Source organism: Vibrio minamisatsumaniensis (genome assembly GCF_050337445.1).
Taxonomy (GTDB): Bacteria; Pseudomonadota; Gammaproteobacteria; order Enterobacterales; family Vibrionaceae; genus Vibrio; species Vibrio artabrorum.
In genome coordinates, this window is record NZ_JAKJSY010000077.1 from 1 (window position 1) to 22146 (window position 22146).

19 protein-coding genes are annotated in these 22146 nt (G+C 44.6%); 5 read left to right on the forward strand and 14 right to left on the reverse strand.

The annotated features are described in order from the left end of the window. Positions 1-84: 84 nt before the first annotated feature. The 10 genes from lapB to L4B77_RS15975 form a co-directional block, all read right to left on the reverse strand. Positions 85-1260 (reverse strand): lipopolysaccharide assembly protein LapB, encoded by a 1176-nt coding sequence (lapB, locus tag L4B77_RS15930; protein WP_429751613.1) that lies wholly within the window; start codon positions 1258-1260, stop codon positions 85-87. A gap of 12 nt (positions 1261-1272) precedes the next feature. Further along, positions 1273-1545: a LapA family protein gene (locus L4B77_RS15935; RefSeq protein WP_429751635.1), complete on the reverse strand. Its 273-nt coding sequence runs from the start codon at positions 1543-1545 to the stop codon at positions 1273-1275. 137 nt (positions 1546-1682) lie between these two features. Further along, a complete protein-coding gene (ihfB, locus tag L4B77_RS15940) occupies positions 1683-1967 on the reverse strand; it encodes an integration host factor subunit beta (RefSeq protein WP_010439923.1) in 285 nt (94 codons plus the stop codon). 121 nt (positions 1968-2088) lie between these two features. Beyond that, on the reverse strand, positions 2089-3759 hold the full coding sequence (gene rpsA / locus L4B77_RS15945; RefSeq protein WP_429751618.1) for a 30S ribosomal protein S1: 1671 nt from the start codon (positions 3757-3759) through the stop codon (positions 2089-2091). A gap of 106 nt (positions 3760-3865) precedes the next feature. Next, positions 3866-4546, reverse strand: a complete 681-nt coding sequence (gene cmk, locus L4B77_RS15950) for a (d)CMP kinase (protein WP_261839324.1) — start codon at positions 4544-4546, stop codon at positions 3866-3868. A gap of 256 nt (positions 4547-4802) precedes the next feature. Further along, on the reverse strand, positions 4803-5549 hold the full coding sequence (kdsB, locus tag L4B77_RS15955) for a 3-deoxy-manno-octulosonate cytidylyltransferase (protein WP_261839323.1): 747 nt from the start codon (positions 5547-5549) through the stop codon (positions 4803-4805). After that, positions 5549-5728, reverse strand: coding sequence for a Trm112 family protein (locus L4B77_RS15960; RefSeq protein ID WP_004736429.1), 180 nt, complete (start codon positions 5726-5728; stop codon positions 5549-5551). Before L4B77_RS15960 ends, kdsB begins: the two co-directional genes overlap by 1 nt. After that, complete coding sequence (lpxK, locus tag L4B77_RS15965) at positions 5709-6716, reverse strand: tetraacyldisaccharide 4'-kinase (protein ID WP_261839322.1); 1008 nt, start codon at positions 6714-6716, stop codon at positions 5709-5711. The genes L4B77_RS15960 and lpxK overlap by 20 nt, the downstream gene beginning before the upstream one ends. A 14-nt stretch (positions 6717-6730) precedes the next feature. Beyond that, on the reverse strand, positions 6731-8479 hold the full coding sequence (gene msbA / locus L4B77_RS15970) for a lipid A ABC transporter ATP-binding protein/permease MsbA (RefSeq protein WP_429751622.1): 1749 nt from the start codon (positions 8477-8479) through the stop codon (positions 6731-6733). Positions 8480-8510: 31 nt separating this feature from the next. Beyond that, positions 8511-10634 (reverse strand): DNA internalization-related competence protein ComEC/Rec2, encoded by a 2124-nt coding sequence (locus L4B77_RS15975; RefSeq protein ID WP_429751637.1) that lies wholly within the window; start codon positions 10632-10634, stop codon positions 8511-8513. 215 nt (positions 10635-10849) lie between these two features. Here L4B77_RS15975 and L4B77_RS15980 point away from each other — a divergent pair, with 215 nt between their 5' ends. Further along, entirely contained in the window at positions 10850-11362 is a 513-nt protein-coding gene (locus L4B77_RS15980) for a DUF2062 domain-containing protein (RefSeq protein WP_261839320.1), read from the forward strand. 194 nt (positions 11363-11556) lie between these two features. Here the strand turns inward: L4B77_RS15980 and lolE are convergent, their stop codons facing one another. The 3 genes from lolE to lolC are packed head-to-tail and all read right to left on the reverse strand — an operon-like array spanning position 11557 to position 14695. Further along, positions 11557-12801 carry a lipoprotein-releasing ABC transporter permease subunit LolE gene (lolE, locus tag L4B77_RS15985; protein ID WP_429751624.1) on the reverse strand — a complete coding sequence of 415 codons (1245 nt, stop codon included), beginning with the start codon at positions 12799-12801 and terminating at the stop codon, positions 11557-11559. Next, a complete protein-coding gene (lolD, locus tag L4B77_RS15990; protein WP_261839318.1) occupies positions 12802-13494 on the reverse strand; it encodes a lipoprotein-releasing ABC transporter ATP-binding protein LolD in 693 nt (230 codons plus the stop codon). It abuts the gene before it with no gap. After that, positions 13487-14695, reverse strand: coding sequence for a lipoprotein-releasing ABC transporter permease subunit LolC (lolC, locus tag L4B77_RS15995; protein ID WP_429751627.1), 1209 nt, complete (start codon positions 14693-14695; stop codon positions 13487-13489). The genes lolD and lolC overlap by 8 nt, the downstream gene beginning before the upstream one ends. Before the next feature lie 227 nt (positions 14696-14922). Here lolC and L4B77_RS16000 point away from each other — a divergent pair, with 227 nt between their 5' ends. The 4 genes from L4B77_RS16000 (at position 14923) to L4B77_RS16015 (ending at position 20454) form a co-directional block, all read left to right on the forward strand. Continuing rightward, positions 14923-15492, forward strand: coding sequence for a PilZ domain-containing protein (locus L4B77_RS16000; RefSeq protein ID WP_261839316.1), 570 nt, complete (start codon positions 14923-14925; stop codon positions 15490-15492). 6 nt (positions 15493-15498) lie between these two features. After that, positions 15499-18960, forward strand: a complete 3462-nt coding sequence (mfd, locus tag L4B77_RS16005; protein WP_429751629.1) for a transcription-repair coupling factor — start codon at positions 15499-15501, stop codon at positions 18958-18960. 62 nt (positions 18961-19022) lie between these two features. Then, positions 19023-19790 carry a peptidoglycan binding protein CsiV gene (locus L4B77_RS16010; protein WP_372041107.1) on the forward strand — a complete coding sequence of 256 codons (768 nt, stop codon included), beginning with the start codon at positions 19023-19025 and terminating at the stop codon, positions 19788-19790. Positions 19791-19908: 118 nt separating this feature from the next. After that, positions 19909-20454: a GNAT family N-acetyltransferase gene (locus tag L4B77_RS16015; RefSeq protein ID WP_429751632.1), complete on the forward strand. Its 546-nt coding sequence runs from the start codon at positions 19909-19911 to the stop codon at positions 20452-20454. 101 nt (positions 20455-20555) lie between these two features. On the opposite strand, the gene L4B77_RS16020 is transcribed toward L4B77_RS16015, so the two are convergent. Next, positions 20556-21845, reverse strand: coding sequence for an NAD(P)/FAD-dependent oxidoreductase (locus L4B77_RS16020; RefSeq protein WP_372041106.1), 1290 nt, complete (start codon positions 21843-21845; stop codon positions 20556-20558). Positions 21846-22146: the final 301 nt, after the last annotated feature.

Sequence of the window (22146 nt, forward strand, 5' to 3'; positions counted from 1 at the left end):
CACCTAAATAGGCAATAAATAACAATCATAAAAATGCAGCCCGAAAGCTGCAATTAATAATAGGGTCGTAAAATGACCACAAATCTATTCACCATCAAGCCCACGAATAGGCTTAATCGTCCCCCACCCTTTACATGAAGGACAGTGCCAATACATGGCATGTGTCGAAAACCCACACTTACGACAGCGATAGTGGGGCTTAGCCTTCAATTGTTCACCGACCATAGATTGGAGTGTGGTTAAACTTTCTTTCGCTCGACCTTCTTCAGCTTCTGCTAGATGGTAATCAATCAGTCGATAAAAGCCTTTCATGGTTGGGTTTTTAACTAATTGCTTGGTTAACAGCTCTTGGGCTGAACCAATATCTTCATGCTGCGCAACGAGTTGAGCTAGCATCAATTCCGCGGATACACCGGCATTCTTATGTATACAGGCTTTGAGGAATTCAACAAGTTGCGCTTCTTGTCCGAGCTTGTGGTAACACTCAGCAAGGATCGGTAATACCTCACTGATAAAATCAATATCTTGCTCCAGAACGGCCTCTAAGCAAGTGATTGTCTTTTGATAATCTTCATTGGCTAAATGAAACTTGCCTAAAGCAATACTTGCACGAACACATTTGGGATCTTCGGACAGTGCCTTTTTGAAATGTTGAAGCGCTTTAGCACGGTTACCATCGGCTTGTTCTTGCATCGCAAGCTCACACCAAAAATGCGCTACTGTAGCACGCATCCTCATCTTTTTTTTGCCAAGCTTAACGAGGATATTTCCGTAGTGAATGGCTTTGCTCCACTCTCGGGTTTGCTGATAAATCGCCACCAGTTGCCGTAAAGCCCCTTCTTTATGATCAGGCTCATCAACAAGTTGTTCGAATATTTTTTCAGCACGATCAAGAAAGCCGGAGACCATATAGTCTTTAGCTAATTGTTGTAAGGCAAGATTTTTTTGGTCGAGGGTAAGCCCCGAACGAGAGATGAGGTTTTGGTGAATGCGAATAGCGCGGTCGACTTCACCTCTTGAACGGAACAAGTTACCCAACGCTAGGTGCGTATCAATGGTTTCATTGTCAACTTGAAGCAGTTCAATAAAATGATCAACGGCTTTATCAGATTGGTCCGACAGTAATAAGTTCAAACCCATCACATACTGACGGGAGATCTGGTGTGATTGTTTCTGTTTTTCTTGCTGAGCATTACGATTACCCATATACCAACCGTAAGCGGCTGCAATAGGTAAAAGTAAGAACAGTAACTCTAACATTCAATACTGCCTTTAAGCTTTAATATCAGCAGCGACCTGCTTTGATTGCTTATTAAGTTGTTTTTTCAAACGATGAATTTTGAGTTGAGATCGCATGTGCATGTTACCGAAAACTAACCAAGCAAGAGCAAAGCCTAAAACAAATACGACGCCTAATAAACTTGATAAGTGAAAATCACCCTGTGCGAGCAGATAGTTAAAGTTTACCGTCGTTTGGTTTTGAGAGCCTAGAGCCAATGCAATTAGGAAAAGGGCGATAACAGCGACTATTTTTATAATTTTGATAACTTTCATAGTTCACACTCATTAGTTAGTAAGCTGTACGATTATGCAGGAAAATTACTAATCAGACCACCATATTATGGTCATAAAAAAGCGGCATACATTATAGTATGCCGCTTTTCTTGATTCCGAACAGTAGGCTACAGCCCTGAGTTTACACGCTCACGTAGCTCTTTACCTGGTTTAAAGTGAGGAACGTATTTACCTTCTAACTCAACCTTATCACCTGTTTTTGGGTTACGTCCAACACGAGGTTCACGGTAATGCAGAGAAAAACTGCCAAAGCCGCGAATTTCGATTCGATCACCACTTTCTAGTGTTGAAGCCATATGCTCTAAAATGTCTTTTACAGCGTCTTCAATTTCTTTTGCAGAAAGGTGCGTTTGCTCAGCGCACAGTCTTTCAATCAATTCAGACTTAGTCATAGGTACCCTCGTTGGTTTTCTTTTTAGAAATTATAGACCTATCAGGAAAATAAGCAAAAAAAAAGGAGCCTTACGGCTCCTTTCTTGGCTATATAGCTATAACTCTCTTAACGAGAAGCTATTATTCGCCTTTAGCAGCTTTGAATGCGTCTGCCATTGCGTTACCGAACGCGCCTTCTTCAGACTTGTTCAGTGAAGCCATTGCTTCTTGCTCATCAGCTTCATCTTTAGCTTTGATAGATAGGTTGATTACGCGGTTCTTACGGTCTACACCAGTGAACTTCGCTTCAACGCTGTCACCAACGCTTAAGATTAGAGATGCATCTTCGATACGGTCGCGAGAAACTTCAGAAGCGCGGATGTAACCTTCAACGCCTTCGATTAGCTCGATAGTAGCGCCTTTCGCGTCAACTGCAGTAACAGTACCGTTTACAAGAACACCTTTCTTGTTGTCAGCAACGTATGCGTTGAACGGGTCGTTTTCCATTTGCTTAACGCCAAGAGAAATACGCTCACGCTCTGCATCTACTGCTAGAACAACAGCAGAGATTTCGTCGCCTTTCTTGTATTCACGTACAGCTTCTTCGCCTGCAGCGTTCCAAGAAATGTCAGATAGGTGTACTAGACCGTCGATACCGCCTTCTAGACCGATGAAGATACCAAAGTCAGTGATAGACTTGATCTTACCAGTAACTTTGTCGCCCTTAGCTTGCATTTCTGCAAATGACTGCCATGGGTTAGCTTTACACTGTTTCAGACCTAGAGAGATACGACGACGCTCTTCGTCGATATCAAGAACCATAACCTCAACTTCGTCGCCAACATTAACAACTTTAGAAGGGTGGATGTTCTTGTTAGTCCAATCCATTTCAGAAACGTGTACTAGACCTTCAACGCCTTCTTCGATTTCAACGAAGCAGCCGTAGTCAGTTAGGTTTGTAACACGACCAGAAAGTTTGTGACCTTCTGGGTAACGTTTAGCGATTGCTACCCATGGATCTTCGCCAAGTTGCTTAAGACCTAGTGAAACACGAGTGCGCTCACGATCGAACTTAAGAACTTTAACTAGGATTTCGTCACCAACGTTAACGATCTCTGATGGGTGCTTAACACGCTTCCAAGCCATATCTGTGATATGTAGAAGACCGTCAACACCGCCAAGATCAACGAATGCACCGTAGTCAGTAAGGTTCTTAACGATACCTTTAACTTCAGTACCTTCTTGTAGAGTTTCAAGAAGTTCGTCACGCTCAACACTGTTTTCAGATTCGATAACAGCACGACGAGAAACAACAACGTTGTTACGCTTCTGGTCTAGCTTGATTACTTTGAACTCTAGCTCTTTGTTTTCTAGGTGAGCAGTGTCACGGATAGGACGTACGTCTACTAGAGAACCAGGAAGGAAAGCACGGATACCGTTAAGTTCAACAGTGAAACCGCCTTTCACTTTACCGTTGATGATACCAACAACAGTTTCAGCTTCTTCACAAGCTTTCTCAAGTACGATCCAAGCTTCATGACGCTTAGCTTTCTCACGAGAAAGTTGAGTCTCACCGAAACCATCTTCAACAGCGTCTAGAGCTACGTCTACTTCAGCACCAATTTCAACTTCAAGTTCGCCAGCAGCGTTCTTGAACTGTTCAACTGGGATAGCAGATTCAGACTTAAGACCAGCATCTACAAGAACGAAACCGTTCTCGATAGCTACTACAGTACCTTTAACGATACTGCCTTGTTGGAATTCAGTTTCAGATAGAAACTCTTCAAAGAGTTGAGCAAAAGATTCAGTCATTATTTAATCTTCAATTATTAAACGTCCATGGGTATCCTACCGCATGGGGTTGATAAATTCGCCAGTCATCATCCTTGCGACCAACGCTCGTACTAGCTCGGCAACATTACCCAGCCAGTTTCGATTCAATATAGTGTAGTGCTTTCTCGACTACCTGTTCGATATTCATCGAGGTAGAATCAAGCACAAGCGCATCCTCAGCTGGGCGTAACGGCGCAACTGGGCGATTACGATCTCGGTCGTCTCGCTCTTGGATCTCGCTCAAAAGGTCGTCAAATTTAACATCTAACCCCTTCTGTTGCAACTGTTTAAGGCGGCGGCTAGCACGCTCTTCAGCACTGGCATCTAAAAAGATTTTCGCTTCTGCTTCCTTAAATACAACGGTTCCCATATCACGACCGTCTGCGACCAAACCAGGCGCTGTGCTAAAAGCACGCTGACGACGCAGCAGAGCTTCACGAACTCGAGGTAAGGCTGCAACTTTTGAGGCCGCCATGCCCGTCTCTTCTTTACGAAGTTCACCAGACACATCTTCACCTTCTAAGATAACCTTTACCAAGTCACCTTCAGCAATAAACTGTACGTCGAGATGAGTAGCAAGCGGTACCAAGGCGTCTTCTGATTCAGTATCCACACCGTGATGAATGGCCGCTAAAGCCAGTACGCGATATATCGCACCTGAGTCTAAAAGATGAAAACCTAGCTTGTCTGCTAGTAACATACACAGGGTACCTTTACCTGCACCACTTGGTCCATCAACCGTAATCACTGGGCTTTGAGAAGGCATCTTTTACTCCACGTTTTGTCGTAATTTGTATTCTGTATTAGCCGATCGCCATTACATTATAGGCGGCATATTATAAAGAAAAATTGAAAGTCGAGCGAGGTAATTCTCAGATAATTCAGGGTTGATGCTGCATAACAATACGCAAGCGTTCTAATATCAATCGATATCAACTTACAAAGATTATATACTCTTGATCGGCATGAAAAAGCCCCGCAAAAAGCGAGGCTATGTAACGTTGATGCGATGGATAAAAAACTTAACCGATAATGGCGCGAACGGCTTCTAAGTCTTCTGGCGTATCCACCCCCGCAGCCGGCGCTTCAGCCGCAACATCAACATGGATTTTCTCTCCATACCACAGCACTCGTAGTTGCTCTAGGCACTCAATACGCTCAAGGGGACTTGGTTCCCAATTGATGTAAGTATTGATAAAACCCGCGCGATAAGCGTAGATCCCAACATGACGCAGCAAAGGAGACTCCGCAGCCGTACCATTGTTCGCATAAGCATCGCGATCCCAAGGAATGGTTGCACGGCTAAAGTACAGTGCATAACCGTCTTTATCGGTCACGACTTTCACTGCATTAGGGTTAAACACTTCATCAGCATGAGTAATTTTCACACCTAGCGTTGCCATCGGTGCTGTGCTATTTGCCAAATTATTTGCCACCTGCCTAATAATGACTGGCGGAATAAGAGGCTCATCACCTTGAACATTTACGATAATATGATCATCCGGAATGTTCATCACTTTAATCACTTCAGCTAAACGCTCTGTGCCTGATTCATGATTCGGAGAAGTCATACAAACGGTCGCACCGAATGCGTTAGCCGCCTTCTCAACGCGAGCATCATCAGTAGCAATAATAACCTTATCCGCTCCCGCCTTCATTGACTGTTCGTATACCCATTGAATCATCGGCTTTCCACCAATATCAGCCAATGGCTTCCCTGGTAAACGACTCGATTGGTATCTTGCAGGTATCACAACCGTATAAGACATTACTTGCCCTCATCCATAGAAACGGTGCGAGCTTCAGGTTCTAAAAGAACAGGAATACCCTCTTTAATTGGGTAAGCAAGGCGATCAATTTTACAAACAAGCTCTTGCTTATCCTTGTCAAAAGTGAGTTTACCTTTACATACAGGGCAAGCAACGATCTCAAGTAGACGGTGATCCATAGTATTCCATAACCTCTTTTATTCTTTTTAAAATTTGCTGTTGTGAATGCTCATCAAACTGCGCTGAAACTGGAAGATACCACCAGTTTTCTTGCGCGTAGTCTTCACATTTAACGGCGTCTTTTTCTGTCATAATCAGGTTCATACCTTTGTTTGCTAAGGCATGAAGTTCATCTTGGTCAAAATCTTGATGGTCGGCGAAACCCTGTGTGAAAATCACATCACCATCAAGATCTTCTAATGTTTTAAAAAATCGGGGCGGATGACCTATACCAGCAAAAGCCACCAGCTTTGGTAGGTCTGCAACTGGCTTTTTCTGGCCGGTCATTAGATTAACAGCTTCACTCGGCAACAAAGACATTGAAAGCTCTCGCCCTTGCGTTTGACCGCCATTATTCACCAAAAAATCGACGTCATTTAAGCGTGAAACAGGCTCTCGTAATGGACCTAAAGGAATTAGACACTCACTGCCAAAACGTCTAACACCATCGATAACAGCAAATTCAATATCGCGTTCTAGGGCATAATGCTGAAGTCCATCATCAGTGATAATGACATTCACCCCTTCTTTCAGCAAAGCCTTTACGGCATTTGCACGAACAGGATCAACGGCGACAGGTGCTCCTGTTCGCTTGCGAATTAACCTAGGTTCATCCCCCGAATGTTCAGCGGGCGTATTCTCGTTTAACACTAACGGATAATTAGGTGCTTTTGCACCATACCCTCGAGAAACCACCCCAGGATTGAGCCCATTGGCTTGCAACATCTCAACCAACCAGATCACAACGGGGGTTTTACCGTTACCGCCAGCGGTGATATTACCAACAACAATGACAGGTAAAGGCGGGCGATAGGTTTCTTTCTTGCCTGATCGATAAGCTGAACGACGTTGAGTACTGATCATTTTAAACAGCAGACTCAATGGCCACAACAGCGGCCAAAGAAGGTACTTTAACGGATGATTGTTAAACCAAATTTTTTCGATCACAACAAAACCTAATCTTATCCGCTGAACTGAATTCGATGCAATTGGGCATAAGCGCCATCACGTTTAATCAGCTCGTCGTGAGCACCTCTTTCAATAATATGACCATCATCAACCACTAATATCTCATCAGCTTGCTCGACAGTCGACAGTCGGTGAGCAATCACCAACACAGTCTTATCTTTTTGCAACACTTCTAACGCAGACTGTATCGCTCTTTCAGATTCGGTATCCAATGCCGACGTAGCTTCATCAAGAATCAACACGGGTGCCTCTCTTAATAACGCCCTGGCAATCGCAATACGTTGTCGTTGGCCTCCAGATAGGCTTGCACCATTCTCACCAACTATTGTATCGATGCCATTTTCCATGCCTTCGATAAACTCTGTGGCGTGAGCAAGCTTCGCCGCATGTTCTATCTGTTCACGAGAATATTTTTCTTCGGCTGCGTAGGCAATGTTGTTTGCCACAGTGTCATTGAACAGGTGTACATTTTGAGAAACAAGGGCAAAATGCTCACGTAGATTCCTCAATTCGTAATCACGAATGTCGTGACCATCCAGCTCAATAGAGCCTGAGTCTACGTCATAAAAACGAGTAAATAAGTTGGCAATGGTACTCTTACCTGAGCCTGAGCGCCCAACAAGTGCAACGGTCTTACCTCTCGGTATATTAAAACTCACCTGATTGAGTGCAGGTTTCTCGGTACCTTGATAAGTAAACGTCACATCTTTAACAGCCACATCACCACTCACGGTTTTCGGTTTCAACGTACCTTTGTTTTGTTCTGTATCTAAGTCCATCAAACCAAATAAAGTCGTGCTCGCCGCCATACCACGTTGGAACTCAGAGGTTACGTTAGTTAAGGATTTCAGTGGGCGCAGTAAACCAAACATCGCTGAGAACACAACCGTAAACGTACCTGCCGTTAACTCGGCTTTAATAGAGTCAACACTAGCAAGATAAAGAACAATAACAATCGCAATAGAAGCGATCATTTGAATCACAGGGTTAGCTGCAGCTTGAGCCGTGACTAGTTTCATGCTCTGTTGTCGCATTTGATTGCTAACTTTATCAAAACGGTACTTTTCTAGGTTTTGACCGCCGTAAGTAAGCACCACCTTGTGGCCTTTGAGCATCTGCTCTGCTGAAGATGCAACATTGCCCATGCTGGTTTGCATGTTCTTAGAAATTTTTCTAAATCGCTTCGAAACAATGCTAATGGCCCAAGCCACAAAAGGAGCAACCGCAAATAGAACTAACGATAACTGCCAGCTATTCCAGAACATAAGCGTCAATAAACCAATGATGCTAGCCCCTTCACGCACAATACTGACCAAAGCTTTACTGGTTGCAGCAGAGACTTGCTCTGAATCATAAGTAATTCGAGATAGCAGTGCACCGGTCTGTTCTTTATCAAAAAAAGACACCGGCATATGCATGAAATGACTAAAAATTTTACGTCGAATTTCCATGACCACATTGCCAGAGACCCAGCTCAAGCAATAGGTTGAAACAAAGCCACTTGCACCACGGATGAACATCATGCCAAAGATAATAATTGGCAGCGTACGTAAAAAATCAGATTCCGCGTTACCAAAGCCTTCATCGAGTAACGGCTTTAGTAAGGAAATCATATAAGTATCAGAAACGGCATTTATAATAAGCGCAATTACCGCAACACCAAGGCCAGCTTTATATAGTCGAATATAAGTCCAAAGCCTTTTAAATGTGACCCAGGTAGTTTCATCTGTTTGTGTTGACATAGAATCGCTTAATTTTCTCACAATAATCTATCTATTCTACTCCCTTACGGAGCATCTGCCTATACCACTGCCTGCCTTGTTGTTCTCTAATCGTATGATATTGCCAACCTTCTGGGGCAAGGGTGATGGTTATTTGTCCGCTTTCTCCAGTATCAAGCCAAACACTCCCCGCAGCTTGATAACGTTCGATAACCGATTCACTCGGCATTCCCCATTGATTACCTTTAGCTAAAGAAGCGATCGCCAATTTAGGTGAAACGGTCTCAATAAATGCCCGAATAGACGATGTATTACTGCCATGATGCGGGACCAGCATCACGTCACTACGGAGACGCTCTCCTGCGCGAGCAAGCAACCACTCACTCACAAGTTCGATATCCCCCGTCAGCAACATCGAAAACTTGGCATTAACCTCCGATATACGGACCACGCAAGAGTGTGGGTTATATGCTCTTTTTACACGTTTCGGAGGCCACATCACTTCAAAAGTCACCCCTTGCCATGTCCACACTTCTCCTAGAATACATGCTTGAATGCTCGGCTGAACTGGAGCCGTCGATTGTGTTGGCTCATTCGCACTCTGACTGGCTCTTATCCACGTCGGTGTATAGTTCTCAAGTAGCGCCGGATAACCACCAGCATGGTCAGAATCAAAATGGCTCACGATTACCCCATCAATATGACTGATACCTCTATTATTTAAGGTAGGGATCAACAGGGACTCGACAATCGACCCACCCGGCCAAGCATTGCCAAGATCGTAAACCACAACTTGATGGTTCTTTTCTAAAACCACGGACAATCCATGCCCGACATCCAAAACGTCAATGGTTAATCTGTCTTGTTTGAACTTGCCAAACTCCCACCCCAACAAGAACACGAGGATGACGAATATTGATAGCTTTGAGTTCAAGTATCGGCTAACAAAACCGAAAAATAAGATCAGGAATACCGATACTTCGATCGTGTGATCATCAACTTGAAGCCAAAACGGTTCGGAGAAAGGGAGACTAAATACGAGGGGCTCTAGCGATAGATCGACCCATACCCAAAGCTTTTCGGCAAGGCTCTCAATAGAACCATTGACCGCAAACAAAAGCTCGGAGATCAAGCTCAGAAACATCGCTAAGAATAACAAGGGGATGGTCACTATCGACACCCAAGGCAACAGAAGTAAGTTGTAAAAGACCGAGATCAGACTGACCCCTTTAAAAAACAGCATCGAAAAGGGAGCAATCAATAACGTCAGCATAATCTGAATCTTGATGAGCTTTAACAATCGGCCGATAAAGGTCGAGTTTGAAGACGATAAGTTGCCGTTTAGTGTTATATAGAGTACCGCGCCCAATGCACCAAAGGATAACCAGAAGCTACTCGACAAAGCTGAGAACGGCCAAATCAACAGAACCACACACAAGCTCAATACTACATAGCGAATCAAACTGACATTTTGACCACGCCACAAAAAATAGCTTGCGAGAACACACATCACCAGAGCTCTGAGTGTCGGCAAAGTAAATCCTGCAAACCAACTATAGAAGTAGGCTAAACCAAGGCCAAACAGAGTGGGCAGCCAGATCAGTGAGCCTGATACCAATCGAATGGCCGTCCCCAATTGATAGCCGATACCAAAAGCAATCCCAACATGGAGTCCCGAAATCGCCATCAAGTGAATTAGCCCACTGCTTTTTAGCAAGTCCCATCGCTGAGGATCAATAAGGTCTCGATAACCAAAACTCAGAGCAATAATAAGATCGGTATTCGCTAGCTGACTTAACCTTTGCAGACGGCTTTCAAACCACAGAGAACGTAAGCTGGTACTAGAATGAATTCTATATTTTGTATCTGTTCGGTAGGTTGCGTTAGCCACCACTCCCCCACTGAACAGATGCCTTTCCAAATCAAAGCCGGCTTCATTAAGTTTACCCAAAACGGGGGTTATTGAAGCCGACAAGTAGACATTGTCACCAAGCGTTAACTTAAAAGGTGTAAATAACCTCAACTTAACTAATTGAGGGGCGCTTAATTTTTCACCATTAATTGATCTAACCACTATGACACTTTCAAAACCATGGCTATTTTTACTAAAAAGACTAACAACCATCGCATTTATGGTAGTATTCTGTCCTGATTGAAATAATCGATTGGTTTGTATTTCAATCGTATTCCCTAGGCAAATAACCAGTATCAATGCTGTAACTGACCCCCTTGCACTCCGGAAAACGCTATACTTTGTTGATGCTAAAAGTAACAACAGCATCAACGGTACCCAAAACCAATGTGGCATCACAGGCCAAAAGCTCGCTGACACAATCGTCGCAGCGAATGAAATCAAGAACCAAGTGTTAAACAAGAGAGTAGCTTCCTCCTATGCCAAGAAAGTTTATAAAACGATTTATGCCTGACCATGAGCTGATCAAGCGTCAGAAAGCATTGAAGGTTTTTGGCAATGTTTTGTACAACCCCAACTTATGGTGCCTTAACCGTCGCTCTGCGGCAGGTGCGTTTGCTGTTGGGTTATTCATGGCGTTTGTCCCTCTACCGAGTCAAATGATTATGTCTGCCGGACTTGCTGTCGCATGCGGTGTAAACCTGCCATTGGCAGTAGCACTTGTTTGGGTAAGTAACCCTGTAACCATGCCAGTACTCTTCTACTTTGCTTATAAGATCGGTGCGCTCGTTATGCACGTACCGCCTCAAGCCTTTCATTTTGAATTGTCTTGGAATTTCATCTTGGCGCAAATGAGTACGATAGGGCCTCCGTTCTTGCTGGGTTGTCTGATTTGTGGCGTAGTTTCAGCCATGGTTGGCTACTTTGGTATTCGCGGTTTATGGCGTTACTCAGTGGTAAGAAGTTGGAAGAAACGACAAGCAAGGTACTAAGTCACTTATTCTTGTTCGTTAACCTATCGTTGTCGATGCGTTACCAAAAGCGTACTCCTACAAAAATCAGGCAAACGGATGATTTCTACAAGATAGAGATGTAACCAAAGTCGTAAACAACGCGGTTTGAATTCAATAAAAAAGGATCCCTTTCGGGATCCTTTTTTGTCAGTGCCATTTCATCACATGAGCTGTTATTTAGAACTGAGCACCGAGGCTGGATTTAACTTAGCCGCTCGCGATGCCGGGTACCACGTCGCCAGTATACTTAAAACAATCGCCGTACCTGAAACAACAACAACATCCATCATATTCAGTTGTGATGGTAAGAAATCAACAAAGTAGATATCGCCGGATAAAAATTGGTGGTCGATCAGCTTTTCGAGCCCTTTGATCAGCGAGGTGAGGTTAAGTGCCACCAAGACACCGATTACACTGCCGACTAAACTGCCTAACACCCCCGAAAACACGCCCTGCCAAACAAAAATGCGTTTCACAAGGCCATCCGATGCGCCCATCGTTCTTAAAATTGCGATCTCTGATGCTCTGTCTTTTACCGCCATCATCAAAGTAGAAACAATGTTGAAACAGGCGACACCGATCACAAGAACCATCACCAAATACATAATGGTACGAACCAACTGGATATCTCGGTATAAGAAACCAAACTTCTGTTGCCAGCTGCGCAAGTACACATACACATCCAGCTGATTACCGACCTCACGTATAATGGCATTCGCATTCAGCACATCCGTGACTTTCAAAGCAACGCCCGTTACCGCTTCACCTAAGTTGGCGTAAACTTGAGCATCGCCGAGTGGAATCAACGCTAGGTTATGATCTATCTGGCCATTAAGCGTCAACAAACCAACGACTTTTACTCGAACACGCTTCGGTGCCTGTACTTTTACTGAGCCATTAACCGTTGGGATCATCAGAGTCAGATAATCGCCCACCTGCGCGCCAAGCACATTTGCGACACCAGCCCCTAAAATGATTTGTTGTTGCCCAGCCTTAAACTCACTCCAAGCCTTTTTGTCGATAAATCTTGATAAGCTCGATACCTGTCGCTCAAGCTGAGGGTCAACCCCTCGAACTTCGATCGCTTTTAGCGCCTTACCTTTTTCAGCAAGCGCTGTAATTTTCACATAAGGTGCGGCCGCAACGACTTTGTCGTGCTTCACCGACTGCTCAATAACATGCTTCCAGCGCGTTATCGGTTTTTGCACGCCCTCAAACTCCCCATGAGGAATAACAGAAAGCACTCGAGATTCAAGCTCTCGTTCAAAACCATTCATCGCAGACAAGCCAATAATGATCACGGCAACACCAACAGCAATACCAATGGTTGAAGACAAAGAGATGAATGACACCATCTTGTCCCGCTGTTTAGCTCGGCTAAATCGTCCACCAATCAATAGAGATAAAGAAGAAAACACTTAGATCCCCTCTTTTTCAACATGAACCAACAAACCATCTTGCATATGCAGTTGGCGGTCCATCTTTCCAGCCAACTCACCATCATGAGTGACAACCAAAAATGCCGTATCGTATTCACGATTAAGTTCACGCATTAAGTCATAAATAGAAAGTGCGGTGTTGTGATCAAGGTTACCGGTCGGTTCATCAGCTAAAACCAAAGCGGGCTTATTCACTAATGCTCGTGCGATTGCCACACGTTGTCTCTCACCTCCAGAAAGCTCTGAAGGTCGGTGGTCGACGCGATGACTCAAGCCAACTTTATCCAGTAAACGCTGCGCTTCTTGTTTAGCTTTCGCTGGCTTCTCGCCACCAATCAAAAGCGGCATCGCCACATTTTCAAGCGCTGAAAAATCAGAAAGCAGATGATGGAACTGGTACACAAAGCCAAGATGTTGATTACGAAGCTTGGCTTGCTGATTTGAACTTAGAGACGCTAAGTCTCGACCAAGAAAGCTTACGCTACCGTCAGAAGCGTCATCTAACGCTCCTAAAATATGCAATAGCGTACTTTTACCGGAACCGGATGTACCAATGATAGCAACCAGTTCCCCTTTCTCGATGTCAAAGCTGACCCCCTTGAGTACTTCCGTATCGAGCGAGCCTTCACGGTACGTTTTACGGATATCATTACATTGAAGAAAATTACTCATAACGAAGGGCCTCAGCAGGTTTCACAGACGATGCACGATAAGAAGGGAACAGTGTAGCAATCAAGCTAAGTGCGATAGCCAGAACCACAACAACGGCGATTTGAACCGGATTAATTAAAATAGGTAGCTGACCACCAAATGAGAATAAAGCCACACCCATCGCCTCTAATACTGTATTGAGGTTCATCGCTAAGATAACGCCTAATGCACCACCCGATAGGGCGCCAATCACGCCGCTACTCGCCCCTTGAACCATAAATATCCCCATCACTTGACCATCGGTCATGCCCTGGGTTTTTAAAATTGCAACTTCGGATTGCTTCTCCATCACCACCATAATCAGAGCTGAGATGATATTAAATGCAGCAACACCGACGATCAGCCCAAGCATCAAGCCCATCATATTTTTTTCCATACCAACAGCTTGAAATAGCTCGCCACGTTGATCGCGCCAATCACTCCATAACCACCCCTCTGGTAACGGTTGATTTGATAGTTCTGCCACTTCAAACGGGTCATCAAAAAACAGTCTCCAGCCTGAGATCGTATCAGACTTGTAACGCAACAAACGCCCGGCATCTTGAATGTCTGTCATCATAAGTTGCGCATCAATATCCGAGCCCGTATTGAAAATGCCGGCCACGGTAAAATTTCGTTGGCTAGGGATACGTCCCAGTGGCGTGTATTGGCTCGCGCTGGTCACCATTAAGCGAACTTTATCGCCCATAGATACCTTCAAGTTTCTCGCCAAAGTATGGCCAAGGAACACTTGATATTGCCCAGCTTTCAGTGAAGATAACTGACCGGCAATTAAGTGGCCGCGAAGAGGGTCATCGGAATGGGGTTCGATACCAATCAACAGGCCCGCCGACAATTGAGCCGAACTTTGAATAACCGCCTCGCTGCGTACAATCGGTTCGACATGACCGTCTAGCGACATTTGCTTTGCAAAGCTAGGGGCTTGCTCTGAGAGCTGCGTGGATCCGCCTTGTTCATAAACGACAGCTTGAGGCAAGACACCAAGAATTCGGTCTTTTAACTGCGCTTCGAATCCATTCATGACCGATAAAACCGTGATCAAAGAGAGCACACCAATGGTGATACCTGCCGTCGACATGTAAGAAACAAAACGGCTAAAGCGATCACCTGAACGGCCTTTCAAATAACGCAGGCCAACAAAAATTGAAATAGGATGAAACATACTTTGAACCATCAAAAAGGGATGCAGGCTAATGTAACGGGTATTACGGTGACTGTGTAGGGGGTAATTGAAAATATAGAGTGAATTAACTCAATTAGTTAGTCTTGAAAAACAGAACATTGTCAAATATCGGCATTTCAAACAACTATTTGTGACTTTCAATTATCTAACCTTGATTACTACGGCCACATAGCGATAATCAATACATTATTTCAAGGAACTAGCGCATGACAGCACCAGAGTTTTTCACCGTTCACCATTGCCTCACTGTGAATATTGAACCAATGGAAAGTAATTTCACTTTACCTTCTCAAATTCAATTTGAATCCGAGATCCCTGCCCCGTTTGTTGTGGCGAGTGAATTTAGCCAATTGGACTTATTAGCCGACAGTGCGCGCGCGGAACTCAAAAACAGTAACTTGAAGAACGTCATCAATTTATTGGATACGCAAAACTCCAAATTAAACCTCTTATTGAGCTTTATGCTGTCGCAACAAGATGATGAGAAATTCCGTACTCACACATACTCATTCGGTGCGAGTCAATTTTCCTGTTTTGCCAAGACCGATTTAGAACTTGGCCGCTTAGTAAAGGCCAAGCTTTTTCTCGAGCAGCCTGCGGCGGCTATTTATTGCTATGCTGAAGTCTTTGCGAGCGAACCAAAAGACTCAGGTTTCGAAATCAAATTTAACTATGCTCATCTTCGTGATGCCGACCAAGACTTGCTTATCAAAGCCGCCCTCCATCAACAACAAAAGCTCTTGCGTCAACGCTCCCTAGTACGAGATAACAAGTAAATTAACATGACTAAACATTCCATTTTCACGCTACCTCTACTTAAAGGAGCCGGTGACAAGAAACACATCGGTAACTTAGTCGGTTCGTCTCTCGCTCTTGCCATTGCCAAACTCGCGGAGCAACACAACAGCCATACCTTATTGGCGGTTCCGGACCCACAAATTGCGCTTAAACTTCAATCTGAAATTGAACAATTCACTCAGGCTGAAGTCGCACTGTTCCCTGATTGGGAAACGCTGCCTTACGACAGCTTCTCACCACATCAAGAGATTATTTCAGATCGTATCGCGCGCCTTTATGCTCTGCCAACTCAAAAAGATGGCATCACAATCGCACCAATCAGCACATTACTGCAACGCCAATCTCCGCGTGAATTTTTATTACAGCATACCCTGATGGTAAAAACGGGTGACCTCTACTCGTTAGAAAAGCTGCGTCTTCAACTTGAAAAATCTGGCTATCGTTATGTCGATCAGGTGTTTGGCCCGGGTGAGTATGCGAGTCGAGGATCGATTCTTGACCTGTTCCCGATGGGCAGTAAAGATCCGTATCGTATCGATTTTTTCGATGACGAGATCGATACGATTCGAACTTTCGACCCTGAGAACCAACGCTCGATCGAAGATATCTCCGAGATCCGACTGTTGCCTGCTCATGAATTTCCAACCTCTGAAAGTGCCATCGAAGATTTCCGGATTCGCTGGCGCCAGCAATTCGATGCACGCCGTGAGCCCGAATCAATTTACATGCAGGTTTCTAAAGGAACCTGGCCTGCTGGTATCGAATACTGGCAGCCTATCTTCTTTGACCATACCGAAACCTTGTTCGATTACATTGCTGATGAATCGCAAATATTAGTGCTAGGTGATGTTGAAACCGCCATCGATACTTTCCTCACTGATGTTGCTCATCGATACGAACAACGCGGTGTCGACCCATTGCGACCACTGCTTAAACCGGAACAGCTTTGGCTACAAAAAGACGAACTTTTCGCCCATTTTAAACAGAAACCACAGGTCAGTCTGAGCTTAGATCCAATTGAAGAGAAAGCCGGACGGACCAATCTTCCGATTATCTCTCTACCGGATCTCAGTGTTCAACATCAGAATAAAGAACCACTCGCAAACCTAAGAAAGTTCACTGAAGCCTTCGACGGAAAAGTCGTGTTTTCGGTTGAGTCAGAAGGCCGACGTGAAGCACTGAGCGAATTGCTTAGCGGCATCAAAGTTCGTCCAAGCGAAATGACAAACCTTGATGCAGCCCTTGAAGCTAAAGAAAAGTTCAGTCTGATATTAGGTTCTGCCGAGCACGGATTTATCCATCAAGCTCAGAATATCGCTCTTATTTGTGAAAGCGATTTATTAGGCGATCGCGTTATTCAACGCCGTAAGAAAGATAAAAAGAGTGTTAACAGCGACACCGTAATCCGTCACCTTGCTGAACTCAAACCCGGTCAGCCCGTCGTTCACATTGATCACGGTATTGGTCGTTATATTGGCCTGCAAACACTCGAAGCCGGTGGCATGAAAACCGAATACGTCACACTTGAGTATCAAAATGATGCCAAGTTATACGTACCCGTCGCTTCTTTAAACCTTATTGGTCGCTATTCTGGTGGTGCTGAAGATTCTGCACCACTGCATCGGCTCGGTGGTGAAGCCTGGCAAAAAGCGCGCAAACGCGCGGCTGAAAAAGTCCGTGACGTTGCAGCAGAGCTACTCGATGTTTACGCCAAGCGCGAGCTAAAACCCGGCTATAAATTTGTACTCGACCGAGGCCAATACGCAACCTTCAAATCAGGTTTCCCATTTGAAGAAACCGATGACCAAGCCATGGCGATCAATGCCGTTATGTCTGATATGTGCCAAGCAAAAGCCATGGACCGCTTAGTGTGTGGTGACGTGGGTTTTGGTAAAACAGAAGTCGCGATGCGCGCCGCGTTTGTTTGTACCGACAACAACAAACAAGTTGCGGTGTTGGTACCAACGACCCTACTTGCTCAACAACACTTCGAAAACTTCCGCGACCGCTTCGCCAACTTACCGATTCGTGTTGAAGTGCTTTCTCGATTCAAGTCAGCTAAAGAGCAAAAGTTAATCATGCAAGATGTCGCCGACGGTAAGGTTGATATCTTAGTGGGCACTCACAAGCTACTTTCAAGTGAAATAAAGTTCAAAGACCTGGGGTTGCTGGTTGTCGATGAAGAGCACCGTTTTGGCGTTCGCCAGAAAGAGAAAGTGAAGGCCATGCGGGCGGATGTCGATATCCTCACTCTAACCGCCACACCGATTCCTCGAACGCTGAATATGGCAATGAGTGGCATGCGCGATCTTTCGATCATCGCAACCCCACCAGCACGCCGCTTAGCAATAAAAACCTTTGTTCGTGAGAGTGACGATGCGGTAGTAAGAGAAGCCGTTTTGCGTGAAATCATGCGTGGTGGTCAAGTTTACTTCCTGCACAACCAAGTCGACACCATAGAGAAAACCGCCGAGTCTTTACAGAAGTTGATTCCAGAGGCCCGCGTAACCGTGGCACATGGTCAAATGCGAGAACGCGAACTAGAACGCATCATGAATGACTTCTACCACCAGCGTTTTAACCTACTGGTATGTACCACCATCATTGAAACCGGTATCGATGTACCCACCGCAAATACCATTATAATGGACAGAGCCGATAACCTTGGTTTAGCACAACTGCATCAATTACGTGGTCGTGTGGGTCGTTCGCACCATCAAGCTTATGCGTACATGCTAACACCACACCCGAAAGCGATGACCAAGGACGCAATCAAACGATTGGACGCCATTGCTTCTCTAGAAGATCTGGGCGCAGGCTTTACCCTAGCAACTCACGATTTAGAGATTCGTGGCGCGGGTGAACTGTTGGGTGATGAACAGAGTGGTCAAATCCAGTCGGTTGGCTTCACACTCTATATGGAAATGCTTGAACAAGCCGTTGAGGCCCTAAAAGAAGGTCGAGAGCCTTCACTTGATGACTTATTGCGTGAGCAAACCGAGATAGAAATGCGGCTGCCAGCACTGTTACCAGACGACTATATCCCAGACATTAACACGCGCTTATCTACCTACAAACGCATTGCAAGTGTCAGCGATACAGACGAATTGGCCGAGTTGAAAGTCGAGTTAATTGATCGCTTTGGTTCTCTTCCCGATGCAACCAAAAACCTGTTGTCAATTTCAGAACTCAAATTAGCAGCCGCGTCCATCAAAGCGAAGAAAATAGAAGCTCACGACAAGGGTGGATTCCTAGAATTCTACCCGGATGCTGACATAAACCCGGCCTACCTTGTTAAACTGTTGCAATCTCAACCGCAAAAGTTTTCAATGGAAGGTCCAACAAAGTTCAAGTTTACGATACCATTGGTCGACAGACGAAAACGAATTCAATTTGTTAGTGATTTATTGGGCGAATTCAGACAGAACTTACTGCCTTCAGCTTAAGGCCCAACCCACTGCACCTATAAATTATCCAGCCGTTAGTTCGGCAGGAAGATGGAGTAAAAATGAAAAGACTGATCCCACTGCTACTATTGTTCGTCTCACTGCCAAGTTTGGCACAGAGACAATTTGATATAGAAGTGATCATTTTTAAGCGCGCTGTTGATGCAGAAAAAGTGAATGAATCTTGGCCAAATACCCTGCCAAAAATTTCTCTAGAGAATGTCGGGGCATTTCAAGATACCCAATACCGCGCGAAGAAAGGCGTTAAGATGCTTCCATACTCGGAATACAAACTGACGCCTCAAAAAGATAAGTTGCGCCAACATGCAGGTTTTGAAGTTCTTTTCCATAAAGCTTGGCGTCAAGGCGACCAAGGGAAGAGCTCTGCTCCTATTTTCCATATTCAAGCAGGCAAAGACTTCTCTAAAGACTTTAACCCTGACGGCTCTCAAAAAGGGGCCTCGGCCAAAACAGAGGTTGATGGCTTCAAAGAAGAAACCATTGATAAACCACTGTACGAACTAGACGGAAAGTTACAAATCTACGTGCAGCACTACCTATATGCTGAAACAACATTAGATTTAAAAGCACCGAGCGTTCGTGAAGTCACCTTAAAAGAGCCACAAATCGAACTGGATTCACCAGTCAGTGGAGCAGAAAGCAATGTTCAAGTCGGTAACTTAACCGAGATTTCACCAACGGTGGAAGTTGAAGAGTTCCTAAAGAGCTACCGTATGAATCAAAAACGTCGTATGCGCAGTACAGAGACTCACTACCTTGACCACCCACTGTTTGGGATGGTGATTCAAGTTCGACGCGTTGCACAATAAGTTGTTAGGTTCAGCGCTCCACTATATTTGTATTGAGAATTAACAATATAATTAACCCTAAACGCCCTCCATTGTGAGGGCGTTTTATGAGCATTCATAATGTTAATTGGTAACTCCTATGAGTCCTAGTTTTCAGATCCATACACAAAATCTTAGCCTCAAAATCATTGAAGCCTCTGAGGCCCAAGAATTGTCTCAACTGATTCAGTCATCCCCCAGTTTGTTACCATGGCTCGACTGGTGCCACAGCGAATTTTCTATCGTAGAATCAGAAAAATTCATTCTGGCGACGCGCTTAAACTGGGTCAAAGCTGATTCATTTGGCTTTGGTATCTTTGAACGAAAAGACAATAAGTTAGTCGGTATGGTCGCGATCAATGAACTCTACCACACCTTTAATATGGCAAGCTTAGGGTATTGGGTTGGGGATGAATTTCAAAGGCAAGGTATCGCAAAAGAAGCCGTTCAAGCGCTATTTGAGTTTTGCTTTGCCCAACTTAAATTAACGCGTTTAGAGATTGTCTGCGATACAAACAACTTGCCTAGCCAAAAACTCATCGAGAGCTGTGGCGCTGAACGAGAAACCATCGCCAAAAACCGGTACCTCTTTAACGGTAAGCCCCGAGATGGCGTCGTTTATTCAGTAATACCGCCAACATCTTAGCTGAACTGTATTCAACCGTTCGAAAGTCACGTTTTCAACACGATCAAAAAAAGAGCTCCGAAGAGCTCTTTTTTATTCTATTTGTCGCAGAGCTTAACTGATTAGTGAAGCTTCAGGTTTGGACGAAGCACACGGTTAATACGGCCAACCAACATCATTAACGACGTTTTAATGATACCGTGAAGCGCAACTTGGTGCATTCGATACAGAGATATGTACACCACACGAGCAATACGACCTTCAACCATCATTGACCCTTTAGTCAGGTTACCCATCAAGCTACCTACTGTCGAGAAACGACTGAGAGAAACAAGCGAGCCGTTATCTTTGTAAACGTAATTTTTAAGATCTCGGCCGTTGAGCGTCGCAATAATATTGTTGAATGCACAACTTGCCATTTGATGGGCCGCTTGCGCACGCGGTGGAACAAATGAACCATCTGCTTGTGTACATTGTGCTAAATCACCGATAACAAAAATATTATCGTCAAGTGTCGTTTGCAACGTGTCTTTCACAATAAGCTGGTTAATACGGTTCGTTTCAAGACCACCAATATCTTTTATAAAATCAGGGGCTTTGATACCAGCTGCCCAAACCATAATTTGAGCTTGGATCTTGTCGCCATCTTTGGTTGTTAGACCTTCAGAGTCAGCCTGAGTCACCATAGTATTAGTACGAACGTTTACACCAAGTTTCGTTAACTCAGAGTGCGCTGCGCTTGAAATGCGAGGTGGTAGAGCTGGGAGAATACGCTCACCCGCTTCCACGAGGTTCACGTTCAGCTTACTTGAATCTAGGTCACCAAAACCGTAAGTACGTAGCTCTTTGACTGCATTGTGCAGCTCGGCAGACAGCTCAACACCGGTTGCACCAGCACCAACAATCGCGATATCCACCGTACCTTGACCGTTCTTGGCATGAAGCTTTAAGAACTGGTTGTTCATTTCAGTACGGAAACGGTGAGCTTGTTCTGGGCTATCAAGGAAAATACAGTTATCACGAACGCCAGGAGTGTTGAAGTCGTTCGATGTAGAGCCGAGTGCCATAACAAGAATATCGTATTCAAGTTCACGGCTTGGCATAAGCAGTTCACCATGTTCATCTTTCAGCGCGCTCAGAGCAATCACTTTACGCTCACGATCGATGTCATTCAAGCTACCCATTTGGAAATCGAAGTAATGGTTTTTTGCGTGTGCACGGTAACTTAACGCGTCAACACCCTCATCCAATGAACCGGTTGCCACTTCATGAAGTAACGGTTTCCATAGGTGACTTGCTTTACGGTCAACCAGAGTAATCTGGGCGCGTTTTTTTCGGCCTAAAGTTCGACCTAGTTTCGTCGCTAGTTCTAAACCACCAGCACCGCCGCCTACTACGATAATTTTGGTCACAATGACAATCCTCTACAAAATGAATAAATGGGGTTCGGCTCGATCACTCCAACCGATAAATTCTATGTCTCTACTCAGCCTTCTTAAAGAGGTTGTGTCCTACGGAATAACCGCGAAAGAAAACGACAGTTCACCGAGTAGTTAGAGGGGTTACAAGCAACAAACATTGGCTTGCTACTTTGCTCACGCGGATAAAAAAGTGGCTACCTGAGAGGCAGAACACAAATTATGGGCAAGTTTTCTCACTCGCTCTCAATTTTTTTTGATATTTATCAAAATATTTTATTTCAGAACATTATAT